Annotated in this window: 16 protein-coding genes; 4 read left to right on the top strand and 12 right to left on the bottom strand. The window is 43.8% G+C overall.

What is annotated here, in order from left to right; genetic code table 11:
* Nucleotides 1-9 precede the first annotated feature (9 nt).
* Nucleotides 10-843: a CheR family methyltransferase gene (locus WD077_12230; protein MEX0968000.1), complete on the bottom strand. Its 834-nt coding sequence runs from the start codon at nucleotides 841-843 to the stop codon at nucleotides 10-12.
* A 70-nt stretch (nucleotides 844-913) separates the two neighbouring features.
* The gene (locus WD077_12225) at nucleotides 914-5,107 is read right to left on the bottom strand and encodes a response regulator (protein ID MEX0967999.1); all 4,194 of its coding nucleotides are present in this window, start codon (nucleotides 5,105-5,107) and stop codon (nucleotides 914-916) included.
* Nucleotides 5,108-5,255: 148 nt separating this feature from the next.
* Here WD077_12225 and WD077_12220 point away from each other — a divergent pair, with 148 nt between their 5' ends.
* On the top strand, nucleotides 5,256-5,906 hold the full coding sequence (locus WD077_12220; protein ID MEX0967998.1) for a CoA pyrophosphatase: 651 nt from the start codon (nucleotides 5,256-5,258) through the stop codon (nucleotides 5,904-5,906).
* Here the strand turns inward: WD077_12220 and WD077_12215 are convergent, their stop codons facing one another.
* The 3 genes from WD077_12215 to mnmD form a co-directional block, all read right to left on the bottom strand.
* On the bottom strand, nucleotides 5,907-7,682 hold the full coding sequence (locus WD077_12215) for an alanine/glycine:cation symporter family protein (GenBank protein ID MEX0967997.1): 1,776 nt from the start codon (nucleotides 7,680-7,682) through the stop codon (nucleotides 5,907-5,909).
* 85 nt (nucleotides 7,683-7,767) lie between these two features.
* On the bottom strand, nucleotides 7,768-8,277 hold the full coding sequence (locus WD077_12210) for a hypothetical protein (protein ID MEX0967996.1): 510 nt from the start codon (nucleotides 8,275-8,277) through the stop codon (nucleotides 7,768-7,770).
* A gap of 59 nt (nucleotides 8,278-8,336) precedes the next feature.
* Complete coding sequence (gene mnmD / locus WD077_12205; protein ID MEX0967995.1) at nucleotides 8,337-9,017, bottom strand: tRNA (5-methylaminomethyl-2-thiouridine)(34)-methyltransferase MnmD; 681 nt, start codon at nucleotides 9,015-9,017, stop codon at nucleotides 8,337-8,339.
* Nucleotides 9,018-9,386: 369 nt separating this feature from the next.
* Between mnmD and WD077_12200 the strand changes: the two genes are divergently transcribed.
* Both WD077_12200 and WD077_12195 read left to right on the top strand, forming a co-directional pair.
* The gene (locus WD077_12200; GenBank protein MEX0967994.1) at nucleotides 9,387-10,646 is read left to right on the top strand and encodes a PAS domain-containing sensor histidine kinase; all 1,260 of its coding nucleotides are present in this window, start codon (nucleotides 9,387-9,389) and stop codon (nucleotides 10,644-10,646) included.
* A gap of 62 nt (nucleotides 10,647-10,708) precedes the next feature.
* A complete protein-coding gene (locus WD077_12195) occupies nucleotides 10,709-11,101 on the top strand; it encodes a hypothetical protein (GenBank protein ID MEX0967993.1) in 393 nt (130 codons plus the stop codon).
* Nucleotides 11,102-11,140: 39 nt separating this feature from the next.
* Here WD077_12195 and WD077_12190 read toward each other — a convergent pair whose 3' ends face one another.
* Nucleotides 11,141-13,573, bottom strand: coding sequence for an aminotransferase class I/II-fold pyridoxal phosphate-dependent enzyme (locus tag WD077_12190; protein ID MEX0967992.1), 2,433 nt, complete (start codon nucleotides 13,571-13,573; stop codon nucleotides 11,141-11,143).
* Between the two features lie 569 nt (nucleotides 13,574-14,142).
* Here WD077_12190 and WD077_12185 point away from each other — a divergent pair.
* A complete protein-coding gene (locus tag WD077_12185; protein MEX0967991.1) occupies nucleotides 14,143-14,541 on the top strand; it encodes a hypothetical protein in 399 nt (132 codons plus the stop codon).
* On the opposite strand, the gene WD077_12180 is transcribed toward WD077_12185, so the two are convergent.
* The 6 genes from WD077_12180 to WD077_12155 form a co-directional block, all read right to left on the bottom strand.
* Complete coding sequence (locus tag WD077_12180) at nucleotides 14,538-14,987, bottom strand: response regulator (GenBank protein ID MEX0967990.1); 450 nt, start codon at nucleotides 14,985-14,987, stop codon at nucleotides 14,538-14,540. The genes WD077_12185 and WD077_12180 overlap by 4 nt on opposite strands.
* Nucleotides 14,988-15,081: 94 nt before the next feature.
* Entirely contained in the window at nucleotides 15,082-15,333 is a 252-nt protein-coding gene (locus WD077_12175; protein ID MEX0967989.1) for a hypothetical protein, read from the bottom strand.
* A 5-nt stretch (nucleotides 15,334-15,338) separates the two neighbouring features.
* Entirely contained in the window at nucleotides 15,339-15,884 is a 546-nt protein-coding gene (locus WD077_12170; GenBank protein MEX0967988.1) for a DUF420 domain-containing protein, read from the bottom strand.
* Nucleotides 15,874-16,419 (bottom strand): SCO family protein, encoded by a 546-nt coding sequence (locus WD077_12165; GenBank protein ID MEX0967987.1) that lies wholly within the window; start codon nucleotides 16,417-16,419, stop codon nucleotides 15,874-15,876. The genes WD077_12170 and WD077_12165 overlap by 11 nt, the downstream gene beginning before the upstream one ends.
* A gap of 75 nt (nucleotides 16,420-16,494) precedes the next feature.
* Nucleotides 16,495-16,863 carry a cytochrome C oxidase subunit IV family protein gene (locus tag WD077_12160; protein MEX0967986.1) on the bottom strand — a complete coding sequence of 123 codons (369 nt, stop codon included), beginning with the start codon at nucleotides 16,861-16,863 and terminating at the stop codon, nucleotides 16,495-16,497.
* Between the two features lie 20 nt (nucleotides 16,864-16,883).
* On the bottom strand, nucleotides 16,884-17,546 hold the full coding sequence (locus WD077_12155; protein MEX0967985.1) for a cytochrome c oxidase subunit 3: 663 nt from the start codon (nucleotides 17,544-17,546) through the stop codon (nucleotides 16,884-16,886).
* Between the last annotated feature and the right edge of the window lie 17 nt (nucleotides 17,547-17,563).

Genomic DNA, 17,563 nt, shown 5'->3' with positions numbered 1-17,563 from the left:
TTCAAATTTTTATAATATTCTCCTGAAAATTCTTTCCTCCTGAACTACCGGCTCAAAATTTTGAAAGTAAGCAGAAAGGGTAAGCGATTCTTTGGATCCCAAACCCAATAAACCGTATACGGGCAGGCTATTTAAAAATAGCTTCATCACCCTGTTCTGTAGTTTTTTATTGAAATAAATGAGAACGTTGCGACAGATTATGAAGTTGAATTCATTGAATGACTGATCGCTTACCAGATTGTGGGCCGAGAAAATGATCTTATCGCGGAGGAACCGGTGGAATAATGCCCCTGAATACTGGCCTTTATAATAGTCCTTCAAATCACTTTCCCCACCGGATTCCTTGTAATTTTGATTGTACTCATCCATGTACCGGAGCGGAAAAATGCCGGAGCGGCCCTGCTCCAGTGATTTTTGATTGATGTCTGTGCCATAAATCACGGTTCTCTCCAGCAGGTTGGCCTCATGCAGAAGGATGGCAAGTGAGTAAACCTCCTCGCCTGTGGAACAGCCGGCATGCCATATTTTGAGCGATGGATAGGTGGCCAGTTTCGGAATGACGATCTTTTTCACAGCCTGATAAAATGTAGGGTCGCGGTACATCTCTGTAACGTTTACCGTCAGTTCTTCCACAAATAGCTCAAAGAAGAACTCGTTTTCGAGCAGCCGCTTTTCCAATTCCCCAATCGTGCTGATCTGTTTTTGCACCATAAACCTCCGGATGCGCCTGGAAAGAGAAGCCCGCGAATAGTCCCAGAAGTCATAACCATAGTGGGTTATAACTTCCTGAAGCAGGTGATCAATTTTATCATCATTCAATAGCATGAGTGCAGGAGTTTCCAATATTCATTTCCCTGTTTTAGTAGTTATATTAATAGGTACAACAGGAAAAGTGTTTGAATTGGAACATTAACTATTGATATAGCAAAACCCGCATTAATCCTATGAGTTTTTCCTTGTCCACGGGCTTGGCAAGATAATCCGAGGCTCCTGCCTCAATGCATTTTTCGCGATCACCCCGCATGGCTTTGGCCGTGAGGGCAATGATGGGCAACCTGGCAAATTCTTCCTGTTCCCTGATTTTTCGCATAGCCTCATATCCATCCATCACCGGCATCATAATGTCCATCAGAACAATGTCAATGTCCATTTCGCGGTGCAGAAGGTCAATCGCTTCTTTCCCATTCTCTGCGGTAAAAACGATCATTCCTTCTTCTTCCAACACGTTGTGAAGCGCGTATACATTCCGGATGTCATCATCAGCCAGCACCACTTTTTTATTGGTCAGGGCTTTCTCAGGAATATATGGCTTCAGCTTTTCTGTTTTTTCCTGTGGCAAATCTGCTCCTATATGGTGGAGGAACAGATTTACCTCATCAAGGAGGCGGTCGTAAGAAAAGGCGGTTTTTAAAACGATGGCGCCTGAATGCTTTTTCAATCGCTTTTCCTCTTCACGCGTCAGATTTCTGCCTGAGTAAACGATACATGGCAGGTTCTTAAACTGATCTTTCTTTTTAATTCGCTCCAGAAGGTCGAAGCCGCTAATGTCAGGTAAATTAAGATCCAGCACCACGCAATCTATTTTCTCTTTCGCAAGCACGTCCAGCGCTTCCTCACCACTCAGCGCTGACAAACACCGGCTGCCGTGCCTGCAAATCAGTTCTTCAATGGCTTTGTTATGCACTTCGTTATCCTCTATTATCAATATACTTTTAATTTCTTCATTTAGATTTTCACTAAGGTTTTTAAAGAGTTGCTCAAGCTGATGGGTCGCAACCGGTTTCCTTGCATATCCATCGGCTCCCATGCCCATAATTAACTCCTCCTTGTCCTGGCCGGATAAAACCTGTACAGGAATATTCACAAGTGCGGGATTCGACTTCAGACGATTCAGTACCGTGTAGCCGTCCACTTCGGCAAGGTTCAGATCCAGAATGATCGCTTCCGGCTTGTATTGTTTAGCCAGCCGGAGACCTTCATCTCCCTGGTTTGAGACCAGGGTTTTAAAACTTCGCCCTATCGCAAATTCATGGAGCACTTGCGCAAACTGAGGATCGTTTTCCAAAATCAGGATTACAGGGTCATCCGGCTGAATGTTTCCCCTGCTGTCTTTAAAATTAAAAACGGGATTGTTTTTTACTGTTGGTGCTTCAATTTGTTTTGTCGGAGCGCTTTCATAAGCCGGGACGGGAAGCGGAGCGTTTTCTGGCTGCGCGGCTGCTGCTGCCTCTTCAGTATTTGATGTCTCTTTTTCTGTCAGATCCTGAATAATTTCATCCGGGATCCGGTCCGGGATCATCAGCGTAAAAGTGCTTCCTTTTCCCACTTCGCTTTCAAGGTCTATTTGGCCGCCCAGCAAAGTAGTGATTTCGCGGCTGATGGAGAGCCCCAGGCCGGTTCCGCCATAATTTCGGCTGATGGAAGATTCGGCTTGCTGAAATGCCTGGAATATAGCCTCCCGTTTGTTTTCAGGTATCCCGATCCCGGTATCAGATACCGAAAAAGCGATGACGGCTTTTGCCTCATTCAAATGCCTGCTTCGGTAAGTTTCCTCTTGTGCCTTGCTGATCTGCACTTTAACCTTTCCGCCTTCATGGGTAAACTTCAGAGCATTGCTAATCAAATTGCGCAAAACCTGCAACAGCCGATGTTTATCAGAAAAAACGGATGGAGGCAGATTTTCATCCCTTTCTATGCTGAGGTCAATCTTTCTTTGCTGTGCAACCTGTTCCAGTCCCTGCGTAATGTCCAGTTCGCGGAGGTTAATATCTTCAGGATTTAATTCCACTTTACCTGCTTCTATTTTAGAAATATCAAGTATTTCATTGATGAGCCTGAGCAGGTCATTGCCGGACTGATGGATCATCTGTGCAAATTCCACCTGTTTCTCTGAGAGCGAGTTGTTCTTGTTATCGGTGAGGAGGCGCGCCAGGATGAGGATGCTGTTGAGGGGCGTACGAAGTTCATGGCTCATGTTCGCAAGGAATTCTGATTTATACTTTCCGGTTACTTCGAGTTCGCGTGCTTTCCTGTCAATATCTTTTCTTGCATTTTCCAGCTCGCGATTTTTGCGTTGCATCTCCTCATTCTGCTCTTCAAGCTGCTGCGTTTTTTCCTCAAGCTGCGTATTTTTTTCCTGCAGTTCCTCCTGCTGGGTTTTCATTTCTTCTTCTGATGCGCGGAGACGCTGTGTTTGTCCTTCCAACTCTTCGTTGGTTTGCCGCAGTTCTTCCTGTTGTGTTCTCAGCACTTCTTCTGATTGTTGTAGCATTTCGGCCTTCTGGCGCAATTCCTTATTGGTTTGCCGCAATTCTTCCTCTTGTGTACGCAGTTCCTCTGTCTGTTGCTGAGTTTTTCCCAGGAGTGTTTGCAGGCGCTGGTTTGCACTCAGCGTATAAAATGCCACGGAAATTTTCTCAGCCGCCTGCCGCAGGAATTCCTGTTCCGCAGCGGTGAAGCCATTGATAGAGCCTACTTCAATGGCGCCAACCACAGCCGTTTCATGAAGCAGCGGCAATATCATCAGGTGTTTCAGCGGAGCGCTGCCCAGGCCGGAGGTTACTTTAATGTAGTCAGGGGGAGCATCCTCAATCAATATGGCTTCCTGTTTTTGTAGTGACTGCGCCACCAGCCCGGTTCTGGTATCAATTTCCGGTGCTTCCACCTTTTCACGGTTTATGGCGTAAGTTCCTTTTAGCGTCAGGTGTTCATCATCCTGTCCATTGGTGAGGTAGAGGCCACCCACGCGGGCATTGGAATATTCGCAAAGCACATTCAGGGCGGGCTGAGATATGTCATCAAGATTTTGAAAGGTCTGTAAAGTTTCATTGAGAGAAATGATGCCTTCGAGGATATAATGTCGTTTGCGGTCTTTCTCAGAAAGTTCTTTCAGGTTCAGCCGCATTTTATCCAGGGCATTCCCAAGCTCATCCTTTTCGCTGCGTACGGGAACCGGTAGTTCATAGTTTCCTTCACCGATCTGGTCAGCGCGCTCCGCAAGGATCTGGTTATTGCGCACAAGGTCATTGAAAATCGCGGCCAGTTCTCCTAATTCATCTCCTGATGCGACTGTGATGTTTGTGTTATTATCCCCGACAGCTACTTTGCGGGCACCCTTTTTAAGCCGTTTTACCGAAATACTGATGGTGCTGAAGATGGTCCAGCTCAGAAATATGGCAGCGGCCAATAAAAGCAGGATCATCACGGAAACTAACCACAATAGCCGGTCAGTTTCAGCGATCTGGTTTTTAACCCGGTCAATGAGATGGTTCATCGAAAACTCCTCAGCCTGCCTTAAAAGGCTCATAGCTTCCTCCAATTGGGGATATACCTGCTGAATGCCCATATTCATGGAGAGAAATTCTTCTGCATAAATGGAATCAGTAAGATTTAATACAGAAGTATATTCCGGCAATTGTGTGAGCGATTCATAAACATTCAACACTTCAGCCGGTGCCGTGCGCTCAAATTCCTTCATGTAGGTGTTGAATGCACCTTTGCGCTGAGCAAATTTCAGAGGGTCGAAAAACAGCGTGTCATTTAAGTCGGCAAAACGAAGGATCGAAATGCGCAACTTGCCGAACTCATCTTTCCCTTCCACCAGATGGAAATGGGTTTTAATATCATCTCGGACTTGTAGATCATGGATGGAAGATAGGTTTGCTTTATTTATTGCGTTCTCAATAAGCAGGGTTGCCATTTCAATAAAATCCTTTTCTGCTTCTGTATTTGAGATGGAATGTTTATCAATTTGATCGCGGGACATTAGCAGTTTATCCTGCACTGTGTATAGGATATTGTCTTGGCTTATAGCTTCATTTGTCCATATCTTTTGGAAGACTATATCTGTTTGTTCGCGCTGAGCATGCAGTGCTTTCAGATTGCTATGGGTTGCGGCTGCCAGGTATACCAGGGAGAGGGCACGTTCTTGTTCAAGTTCATGGATAAAGCGTGCTATGATTTTGGTTTCATTTACGTGCTCCTGTACGGCCCGAAGCTTTATTCTAAAATTATATTCTTCATAAATTTTATTTACACCAATAAAAATAACCGGTATTAAGAGGACCAGGATGAGGATTGCCAGTTTTGCTCTTATTGAAATATTCATACGTTAAAAACTAAGTATTAAAACAGAAATTGAAGATTGGCTTATTCAATGCCCCATAAAACATCATTTCCTGCCACAATGTTAATCGCACCGGTATATCAACTTTTGTTATCAGAGAATTTCGCGACTTTTCAGGAATTAAAATTATATGACTCACTTTTTTGAGGATTTCTTAATGTACATGCGGGACCGGCTTTCTGAGCCTTTGCCGGGAGAACCTGTACAATACCGGATGGCACCCCAGAGGAGACGAGAGCGGACGATGGAATCAGCAGGAAGGTTAAATCCGCGTCAGGCAGGCGTTCTGCTGGTGTTTTATCCGGAGGCAGGGCAGGTAATGGTTCCGTTGATCCTGCGTCCTGTATATGAAGGCGTGCATAGCGGGCAGGTGGCTTTTCCCGGAGGCCGGATGGAGGAGGGCGATGAATCTGTAGTGCACACTGCACTTCGCGAAGCAAATGAAGAGATCGGTGTGCAACGTGAAGAAATAAGGCTGCTTGGCCAGCTTTCTCCCTTGTATATTCCTCCCAGCAATTTTTTGGTGACGCCTGTCCTGGCGTATGCTGCTTCGGTTCCTGCTTTCCGTGCAGATCCCTTTGAGGTTGCAGAGATTATCCCGGTTCCGGTCAAAGCCCTCGTGCAGGAAACTACTGTAAAGGAAAAGCAGATCACAACATGGAGCGGACTTAAACTCACGACTCCATATTATGCATTGAATGAATTTACGATTTGGGGAGCCACCGCCATGATGATAAGCGAACTGGCAGAAATCCTGAAGAACTGGAAAAAGGCCGGATAGCTATTTATAGCGTTTAATGGCGCCACTCTTCACGCGGGAGAGATAGGACTGGAGGTCTTTCTTAACTTCAGGCGCCAGGATGAGCAGGCCCAGGATATTCGGGAAAGCCATTGCCAGGATCATCATGTCAGAAAAATCAATAACGGCTCCCAGGCCACTGGAAGCACCCAGCACAATGAAACCAAGAAACAGGATTTTGTAACTGAGATCGGCCCATTTACTTCCTCCCAGCAGGTAGGTCCAGGCCTTTAATCCGTAATAAGACCAGGAGATCATAGTACTGAAGGCGAAGAGGAAAATAATCAGCACCAGAACTTCCGGAAACCAGGTGATGATACTCCCAAAGGCATTGGAGGTTAACTCAGCGCCTTCCATTGTATAGCCTCCGCCATGGCGGCCGGTGAAGAGAATCACCAATGCTGTCATCGTGCAGATCACCACAGTGTCCACAAATGGTTCAAGCAGGGCTACAATTCCTTCGCTTACCGGTTCTGGCGTTTTTGCCGCAGAGTGGGCAATGGAGGCAGATCCTACGCCTGCTTCGTTGGAAAATGCGGCTCTCTGAAACCCTACTATCAGAACTCCGATGACTCCGCCTTTCATGGCTCCCGGATCAAAGGCGCCATCAAATATCAACATGAATACGGATCCTATTTCAGTTATATGAAGTCCGATAATGATGAGGGCACAGGTGACATAGAGAATGCCCATGAACGGAACGACCTTATCGGTAACGCGTGCGATGCTCTTTATTCCGCCAATGATCACTACGGCCACTAAAATGGCCAGCACCAAACCATAGTAGGCTCCGTTGCCTGCAAAAATTGGGAATTGCCCCGAGAGCTGTGCAAATGATTGGTTGGCCTGGAACATGTTGCCGCCACCAAAAGAGGCCAGCACACACAAAATGGCGAACATCACCGCGAGGACTTTGCCCAGACCGCCCATTTTCTTTTTCTTCAGGGCGGTACTGAGATAATACATGGGCCCTCCGGAGACTTCACCCTTGGCATTGATCGTTCTGTATTTTAACCCCAAAGTACATTCAACAAATTTGGAGCTCATGCCGAGTAGTCCCAGAACGATCATCCAAAACGTAGCGCCCGGCCCGCCTAATGAAATGGCCACGGCCACACCTGCGATGTTCCCTAAACCCACGGTAGCGGATAGAGCCGTGGTGAGCGCCTGGAAGTGAGAAACTTCTCCGGCATCTTTTGGATTGTCAAATACCCCACGAACCAGATCAATTGCATGGCGGAATGCGCGAATATTTATGAACCCCAGGTACAGGGTAAAAAATAAGGCTCCGAAAGCCAGCCATACCACAACGATGGGAATGCTGTTTCTCAAAGGCAACCCATAAGTAACCTGGTTATGATCTTTTTCTGAAGGCTTCTGCAATACTATTTGCTGGCTGCTCAGCACTTTTTTTATCCGTACCAGTTTATCTCCCAGCACTATCTGCATTCCTGGTTCCAGATCATTGAAATCAGAATTGGCTCCATACACTGTGTCGGAGCCCGCTTGCACGGTAGCAAATCCCTCAATGCGCTCATTAAGAAAAGGGGCGCCATCATCTTTGTATACTACGGGATCATACAATCCTATAGCCTCGAAAGGATCCCAGAAGAAAACTTTTTCCAGCACCTCGACCACAGGCTGAAAGTTTTCATTGATGCGGTCATCCAGTGTCTTTTCCGGTTCAGGTTGATCTTCCTGTGCTGCCAGGCAGTTGAAGGCTGTGAGGAAAATGAAGAGTGCATAAAGTTTTCTCATTGCTGAAAGCTTGTTCGTAGTGGCGTTTGAAAGTTTACAAAAGTATCAATTGAGGTATCAAAACAAAGGGAACCCAAAGGATTGACTATTCACAGGTTTCGACCTCTTCACATGGGACGTAGTGGACGGCAACTTTCGTCACGGTGTTGCTAAGAAAATTAATGCGGAGGCATCCATATCCCATCGGATAGAGATAGAAGTCGGGTGGGCTGAATTCCGAAGGGCGGCCATAGAGTTCGCGTACATCCCCAGGCGTTTTCCCCAGCAGCAAATCATGGGTGGATCTTCCACCGAATCCTTTCCGTATTTCGATGAATTTCAAAAAGGTATAAAAGAAAAATCCCCGGTCACGGAAGAATACACCGCCCCCGCAATTGAAGTCTGAGCTATCCGGAGTATCGCCAGTAAAACAAGGCAATTGCTCTTTAATGATCTCCTGGGGCATGTCGGGTGTCAGCCCATTGAGCGTACCTTGTTCAGTATCCAGAAATATGGAATCGCATCTTGGTTCCACAATTCGATCGTCCTCCGTAATTCGTTGGCCACCGCAGGAAATCATTACCAAGAGCGGGAAAAAAAGTACTGATCTTATCATTTCAATAAATAGTAGTTTCTGCTGTAAAGTTTTCGTTCCATCTGGCAATCTGAAATGTATCAGACGGGTTTCAGGGCTTTGGTTATTTCACGCTTTCCCGGAGGGCCGGGCATAGCAAAAATGCTGAATCCTGCTGCAATTAAATTTTTTTTCACGGCTCCGGCTGCGCAATAAGTAACCAGAATTCCACCCGGTTTCATATAGCTGGAAATTTTACGAAATATTTTCTCGGTCCAAAGCTCCGGTTGTACGCGGGGAGCAAATGCATCGTAAAAAACTACATCATAGCCTGATGTGAGTTCAATTTCCTGGATGGTTGCAGAATGTTTGAGCAGGCTGAAGTTTGGAGAGAGCGTTTGCCAGTTTCCCCATTCTGCCTGGTGAAGTTGGTGCATTCGTTCTTCTGCACCCTCATTCTTGCTGAACTGCGGATAGTTGAGTAGCGCCCAATCCTCTTCCGTTAGGGGATACGCTTCAATGGTGGTGTAAAAGATCCTGATGTTATTTTGCAGTGCATGTTCCCATGATTGCAGTGCGTTGAGGCCGGTTCCAAAGCCCATCTCCAGGATATGGACCTCCTGCAAGGGCGGCAATGCTTTCAGCCCTGTATTTATATATACGTGCAAGGATTCCTGCCAAGCTCCATGTATTGAATGGTAATGTTCATGTAAAGCTGGAAGATAGATGGTTGATGATCCGTCATGTGTAAGAGTAAGAATACGGTGTATAGGGGATTCCATTTTAATCAAACAAAATTTTTCAACTGAAAGAAGAAGTAGCTAATAAAGCTTAAAGCAGACATAAGGGGAAGATTACCGTATGTACTTTTGCACCAATGTATATTGGCCCGTTTTTACACTAAATCAGGTTGCTCTGAATGGAGCAGGTTAACTCTATTGATAAAAAAATAAAACAACAAGATAATTCCATGAATGGAACTTATTTTATTATTTGCGAAGAAAAATCCTCAGTTTGTCTAAAATTTTACTTTTTAACGGCAATTATTATGGTGATTTGCAATTCATCAGCGAAGAAAGATACATTATTGTAGGATGAATGCTGCGAAACAAAAGACGTAAAACAATAATTGTTGCTTGAGAAACAGGGAAATGGAACAAGAAGACGACAGGATTGAGAAGATCACCGAATTGTTCCTGGCGATAGCTTCAGGAAACTTCAAGGTGAAGGGTGAGATCTCCGATAATCGTGATGAACTGGATTCAATCATTATCGGGATCAATATGCTTGGGGAGGAATTGGAGGCCACTACCGTTTCACGCGATTACCTGGAGAGTATTTATCGTGGCATTGTGGATATGCTCATAGTCCTGAACCCTGACAACACGGTTCAAAAGATCAATCCGGCAGTTTGTAATGTGCTTTCATATGAGGAACATGAATTAGTAGGAAAGGACTTCAGTTTTTTATTTGGCAATTATGAATCGGAGATCAGCTATGATGAAATCACCTCCGCGCTTAATGAAAAGGGGCACCTGCATAACATAGAGTGGGTTTTTATTACAAAAGACGGGGATTCTATTCCGGTGTCCATTTCCAGTTCACTTCTGTATGATAAGCGCAACAATATAACGGGTACCGTGCATATTGCGAAGGATATTTCGCTAATAAAGAAAACGGAGAAAATGCTGAAGTCGAAGAATGATGCGCTTAATACTTTCGTATACAAGGCTTCACATGATTTGAGAGGGCCTCTAGCGTCAATGATGGGTTTAGTGGATTTGGTAAAGGATGAGCAGAGTCCTGATATAAAGGATCATTACATCGAGCTCATTGGTCGCAGCGCTGAAAAGCTAAACCTGGTGCTCACGGATCTGATGGAATTTACAATGATTTCTTATAGTTCCTTGCAATTGAGCAAAATTGACTTCAGGGGGCTCATTGAGGATATTGTTTCAAGCTTGCAGCATCTTCCTGAATTCAAAGCAACCCGTATTGACCTAGTGGAAAATCAGACCCGCAGTATAAAAAATGACACGAAGATATTACGCTCTATACTTCAGAACCTGATAGATAACGGTGTGAAATACCGCAACCCAGATTCAGAACAAAGCTGGGTCAAGATCAGCATCAGTGATCATACAAAGGGGGTTGTGATAGATATTATGGACAATGGGAAAGGCATGACTGAAGAGGTTTCGTCTCAGGTATTTAACATGTTCTACCGGGGCGATACAGGTTCCAAGGGCAGTGGCCTGGGGTTATTTATTGTCCAAAGTAGTGTAGAAAAACTTCAGGGCCAGATAAGCCTGGTAAGCTCCTTCGGTAAAGGTTCAACTTTTTCGGTTTTTATACCGGACTTATCTGATATTGATTCAAAGCTTGAAGATTCTATAGACGCTACAGCTTAGCCCGAAATCTGTTTATCTTGAATATTGTTATAACTTAGTCCCATAAATAAGTGGCTAAACGAATGATATCAGATGCCGAGGGTAAAGAGAATGGCGACTTCTTAGAGATCAATATTGACCACGGGATCATGCGAATTCGATTTGCAAAGGCCCTGACCTGGGATCTGGAAATTGCCAAAGAAACAGTGAAACTCAGGCTCGAAAAGAGCCAAAATATAAGCTTTCCTGTGCTTTTGGATGCAAGGATTGTGAAGTCCATAACCAAAGATGCGCGGGATTATCTGGCAACGGAGGAAGCCGTAGCAAACGTGACAGCCGGGGCATTGCTCATAGATTCAAAAGTGAGTAAGGTGATGGCGAATTTTTACATGATGATCAATAAACCGGCAATGCCCTTCAAAGTATTCACTGATGAGGAGCAAGCCATGAAATGGCTCAGGCAATTTCTGGAATGATCATCCTTTTAAGGGTGGTTTTCTGCCCTTCAGGAATCGTCAGTTTCCTGCGGCACTCATCATACCCAATACCGCCATATTATAATTATCCTTCGCCTGAACGTAAGCCACACGGTTCTCTACGATGGCACCCAGCTTTTGCTTTTCCATAGTAGCCGTAAATCCCAGATAGCACTTTTGTTTCTTTAGCTGCCAAGCCCTTTTTACCATCTGATAAAGTGCCTGCTTGTAAATCTTATGGGAGTGAAGATAATCATAGTCAATTCCCACAACGGGCGCGGAATAGCTATCGTCATTATGATAGCCGAAGAACATGGCGATGGGTTGCCGTTCAGCGCGATCATCGAATTCTGGTTTTAACTTAATGCATACGAACTCCCAGTTGTCATATTCATTCATAATCTCAAGGAGCCGTTCAGGATAGGCAAATACGTTTACATCGTAACTTTTGTCCTTCACATTCCGGTAGAGCTCATAGAATTTTTCTCGTTCGGCCTCGCTGAGTTGCTGTTTTACTTCAATGTCGAACATGTGTTCATGGCGAAGCACATCGTACTTTATATGTCGCTTTGATCTCTTTGAGAGGCTATTAAGATATTCTTCAGTGTCAGACCAAGTCATTTCCTTCACCACATGAGTTTCCGGCATGGTGATCTTCACAAATCCTTCGTCCTGTAAAAATATAGTGAGCTCTTCATCTTCGCCACTAAAATCCCGCAAGGTCACGCTGGTGGCTCCCGTTTTTTCCTGTAATTCACTAACCGTGTCAAGCAACAACGCCATTGCTTCTTTCCAATCGCCTTGTTGCTTATTGAGGTAGAGATGGTTACCTTCTGAAGCCATTGACCCCATAGAAAGAACTTTAGACGTAAGATAATAAGGGTCTGTTTGTCTCGCCTCTTCTACTTGCCTGGAAATAGCTGCCGGAGAAAGCATATCATCTTTCCATAAGGCTAAAGAGAAAAAGGTAGCGAGCACAACTTTCCCTTCCATATTGCGGATTATGAAGTAATGAAATTCCCAGTTATGCTCAGGGAGTTCATTTCCGGAAGAGGCCATTTCGATAAATTTCATTCCGTCCCAGTCAAAGGTTCCCTGTCCGGCAAAGAGCGTGTTCCAAAGTTTTCTGTCAATATTTTCAATGCTCTGTTCATGCTGAATACTATAGGAGCTGTTTTTGACCGGTGCGGGGAGGAGTTGCTCACCTGGTTGGCTCTTCAGTCCAAATGCTTGATATACATCGAATATATTGCGATTTTCCTCTTCCAATGCTCTGGGGAGGTTTGCAGCAATGCTACTCACCAACCTTTCAATATCCTGAAAGGTGTGGTGGTTTGTAATTGTAAATCGGATACCTGTGTTCTTGATAGCTACGGCCGGGAAAATTCCCAGGTTGGTATAATGGCCCTCCTCCATCAGTCGCTTCACCAGGTTATACCCCACTTTAGGTAATCCTACTCCTACAAAAAAGACGGGTGTTTTAGAATTTGAAATTACAGGAAGTCCGTAGCCCTCCAGAAGTGAATGACAATAATGTATACGCTCCTGGAGATTATCCTGAAGTCTGTATATTTCGTCTGATAAATGAATTCTAGCTGAAGCGATGGAAGCCCCAAGCATAGGAGGCTGAATGGGGCCGGAATAGATGAGGGTGGCCCCGCATTTCTTTACTTTATCCTTCCATGCCTTATTTTTAAAGCACATAATGCCACCGCCAGTTCCAAAAGCTTTGGCCATAGAAGATGTCACCACCATTTTCTCGGTTTGTTCCACCTCATTAAGGATGTACCCGCGCCCATTCTTTCCAAAGCAACTCATTCCGTGCGCATCATCTACATACAGATTAAGCTGCTCATATTTATCCATTAATGCCGCAATCTCATAAATGGGGGCAAAATCTCCGTACATTGAATATACACCATCGGCCATGTACCAGATCTTAGCGTGTTTCTGGCTGAGGGCGATAACCCGCTCCTCAAGCTTGTCCATTCTGTTGTGCCGGATCACTTCTATATGTACGCCACGATGCCTGGTTAACTGAACGGCTGATTGTACGCTCATGTGGACCTGCTGGTCGAGAATAATGGCATCTTCATCAGAAACCAAAACGGGAATAGCTGCAATATGGGCCAATGTTGTGGAAGGCGCAATTACAACTTCATTTCCAAACATTTGACTAACAAGAGTCTCTAGCTCGTTATATAAACCAATACCAATATACGAACGGGAGGAGGAGAACTGAGTACCATATTTCAAGACGGCTTCGATTGCTCCTTCCTTTAGTTCATCGTTTACCTCCAGCCCAAGGTAGCTGCATGAACCAAAGTGGACAAGTTCCTGATTGTTGACAGTAATAATGCGACCATTTAATACGGCATCTTCAGTATGGAGATGTGCAATTTTCCTCTCAGTGGCAATGCTAGCAATTTCATCAATCGTGTCGATAAAATTATGGTGTCTGCTTTTCTTCATTAGGGATCTAAAAGTGGAATTGGGATTAAATTAATTTAAGAGGCTGGGACTTACTATTAGTAGTATTGGTTTGATGGAGCTAAATTATCTCCATAGATAGTGTAACAACCTTATAATTCTATAGCGTCCTTACAGGTGTAAGATAGAAGAGGTTCTTGCACTGATATAGGCATGGGTCTAAGCATAATTCCTTCCGTAGAAACTAAGTGAATGGTATGTTATAAATAAGTATATGATTTATGTTAAAGTGCTGAACATCAATACTATAATTGAATTAAGTGATCTTTTTATATCTGTACTTCACCAGAGTATCAGTTTATAGTTCAGGGAATATCGTGTGTAAGAACTTCATCCAATAATAATGAAAAACATAAAAGCGAAAGTATGATACAACTGAAATATATAGTTAAAACAATTGAAGGGGAAAGCAAATCAACGGCTACCGGGTGATATTTAACATATAAAAATGGATTTTTGCTGACGAAACCCAAAGTCCCGGTTGAAGAATTTATAGAGTAAGAGCAGAAAGGAATAAAGAAAAATGAAAGTTAAAGAGTAAATTCGCTGCAATGGACAATAAGAAAGATAACGAGATTGAGACCCCTTATTGGCGACTGTGGATTGAGGATCAGATTTTAATAGGGGTTATTAAGGAAAATACTGTCTTTGATCTGGAAACGGCCAAGAATACTGTGAATGACAGGCTGAAGGTTACAGGTGGGAAAAGTTATCCGATCTGCATGGACGTGAGGAACATTAAGTCCATTACTAAGGAGGCAAGGGATTTTCTTGCCACCAGTAGCTCCACTTCCGGCCTCATTGCCGCTGCTTTCATTGTGGAATCGTCAGCCAACCGCATAATGGCCAATATTTTTGTCACTTTTAATCAGCCAAAGCTTCCGCTTAAGCTTTTCAATGAAATGGATAGTGCGCTGAAATGGTTGGAGCGATATAAAAGGTCCGACTAAATTTTCCTTCCTTCTCTGGTCTGTAGCATAGTTTTCACCTCATTCAAAACGGAATGAGACAAGGGCTTGGTAAGAAATGCCAATACATGCTTGTTGCTAAGTGCCCGGGCTTTATCCTCAGGATTGATGGAGGAAGATAGCATAATAATGAAAGTCTCTTTGCGCTGCTCCTCCGGCAATGAATCGAATAAATTCAAAAATTGAAAACCATCCAGCAAGGGCATATTAATATCAAGAAAAATTAAATCAGGGAATGGCTGGTCGGCTTCAGTTTCCTGCTTGCTCATAATCCGTAAGAACTCTATAGCCGCAGTGGATTCTTTAAAAACATAGCGAGGTTTCCCAAGTCCACTTTTTTCCACAATCTTTCCATTGATCAGGTTATCTATTTCTTCGTCATCTATGAGCATGATCGTCTTTGCTCCTGAATCCATTTCTTCACTCATATTCTACTTTCAGTATAGCTTTCATTACAGGGGCAAATATACTTGATGCCATCTTCTTCTGTCCTGCTGTAATAAGTTGCACCGGAATTTCGGATCAATGATGCTTGAGGCGATAGTTTTTATACCAAAATCCTCCGATGATCAGTGCAGCCAGATAAGGTGCCGCAAGCAAGTAGAGAATGCCATCATTCAGCCCTAACCCTTTCGTATTCCCTTTTTCGTGCATTGCGCTTTCCACTGATGCTTTACACATCGGACACTGTGCATTAGCATCTGATGATGGCAAAATAACCATAGAGGCTGTAAAGAAGAACATCAGCAGGGTATAAGTTTTTATCGATTTCATTTTTCTCAAACCGGATAGTAAGGTTTAATCATTAAATAAACAATGATGCCTGTGGCACTTACGTACAACCAGATCGGCAACGTCCATCTGGCAATCTTCTTATGCTGTAGTATTTGCAAATTCCATATCCTAAAGATCGTGAGCAACGCAAGGGGAACAACAACGGCAGCGAGAACAATGTGCGTTAAAAGCAGGAAAAAATAAACCGCCCGTATAGTTCCTTCACCTTCAAATTTAGTGGAAGGTGCATTGGAATGATAGATTATGTAGGATACAAGAAAAAATACCGAAAGGGTTAATGCAGTGACCATGCAATATTGATGATACCGGATGTTTTTTTTCATTATGAAGAAAAAGCCGGCAAGCAGCATGACGAATGTAGCAGAATTTAATATGGCATTGAGTTTTGGAAGAATGTATATATCAGGATGGAATTGATCGATTTGCTCGGCACGTAAGATCAAAAGCACAACGAGGCCAACCACCAAAACTGAAACCACTGCAATGATAAAAAACCAGAATTTTTCTCTGATCAGAGGTTTACTTTCCATCCATCCTTAATAATAGATTTATTTCATCCATCAGGCGTTTACCCTCTTCTCGTTGCGTGCCATCATAAATCCCTCTTATTCTGCCATATTGATCTGTAAGTACAAGATTTTGATGCGCTGCTTCCTCCTGCAGGTAACCTTGCTCCCATAAGTCATTTATTTCATCGGAATTGGCTGTCAGCAATTTCCAGCGCTGCGTGTCAATTTCGTTTTGTAAAGCGAAATTTTCTGATCCGCTGGCTGATCCGTCTTTCGGGAACAGGCTTACGATCATCACATTTTCAATATGAGTGTAAGAGTTTTGGACTCGCAAGAGTTGTTCCTGGACTTTTCTACAGGTGTCATCACAATGAACCGGATGTAAGCTTACCACGTATACCGATCCGTTTAATTCTTCAGATTTAAATGGATGGCCTGATGTATTTTTCAGGCTGAAGGGAGGGACTTTGTGTGAAATGCTATCTCTGGTGTTGGGATCAAATGTTTGACTACCATATACCGGCAGGTTTTTATATTCAGTCTTTCCTGTTTTCAAGATCAAAATTATGAGAACTGGAAGAATAAAAACCAGAAACACTACCAGGAGCAGGTATGCTCGCTTTCTGTCCATCTAGCGGTTCATAATGCCCCAATCCAAATAATTTGAGCCTTCATAAATCAGCAGCGCGATCAGGTACAAAACAAAGATCATGGGTACCACAATCGAATAAACCAGTGATATTTTTTCATGCTTCAGGTGCATGAAATACGCTACAATATAGAAAGCTTTAAAAACGGTAAGGATCAGGAAAATAGCATCTATAGTAGGCTTGCCACCTATCGCTTCTTTAATCGAATCAGGCAAGGCAAGTGCTATGAGAAACTCAGCAACCGTAAGTCCCAACAAAATCCAGAAGGCTCTCCATATTTCAGATGTATTTGATTCCGGATTATGAATTCCGGCTTCAACTGCTTCCATGTGCTCGTTATGCTCGCTCATTTTTTCTTCTTAAATAATCTTTAGATTAAGTAAAACAATGTAAAGACAAATACCCACACCAAATCCACAAAGTGCCAGTACAAACCTACTTTTTCCACCATTTCATAATGGCCTCTTTTCTCCAGCGTTTTATTTTTCACCATTAAATAAACAATAAATAGGATGACAAGGCCGCTAAAAACATGAAATCCATGAAACCCAGTGATGATAAAAAACAACTGGCCAAACATCAAATCTCCCCATGGATTGCCGTAGATAGTGGTTCCTCCAACAATAAGGTGAGACCATTCCCAAGCCTGGCATCCTAAAAAGGCAGCGCCACCCAATATGGTCAGCAGCATATATTTTTCAACCGCTTTCCGGTCCATCCTATGGCCGGCCTCTACTCCCAGCACCATAGTAACGCTGCTTGTGATGAGAATAAAGGTCATGATTCCTACAAAAACCAATGGCAGTTCTACGCCATGAATGAAGGGAACATCCTTAAAAACCGCTTCCGGATTAGCCCACTTTTCACTCCCGATTCTGATGAATCCGTACGTGACGAGCAGCGTGGAAAATGTAAAGGCATCAGAGAGGAGGAAAAACCACATCATGAGCTTCCCGTAACTCGATCCCATTGGGACTATGCCTCCGCTCCATCGCGAGACGTTTTTAGGAATTGTTGTTGATTCTGCTGACATATTGTTTCGTTCTTTCT

It is taken from the genome of Bacteroidia bacterium, assembly GCA_040880525.1.
In the GTDB taxonomy this organism is placed as follows: domain Bacteria; phylum Bacteroidota; class Bacteroidia; order CAILMK01; family JBBDIG01; genus JBBDIG01.
The sequence above is the reverse complement of the archived record's forward strand: the minus strand, read 5'-3'. Positions and strand labels throughout refer to the sequence as shown.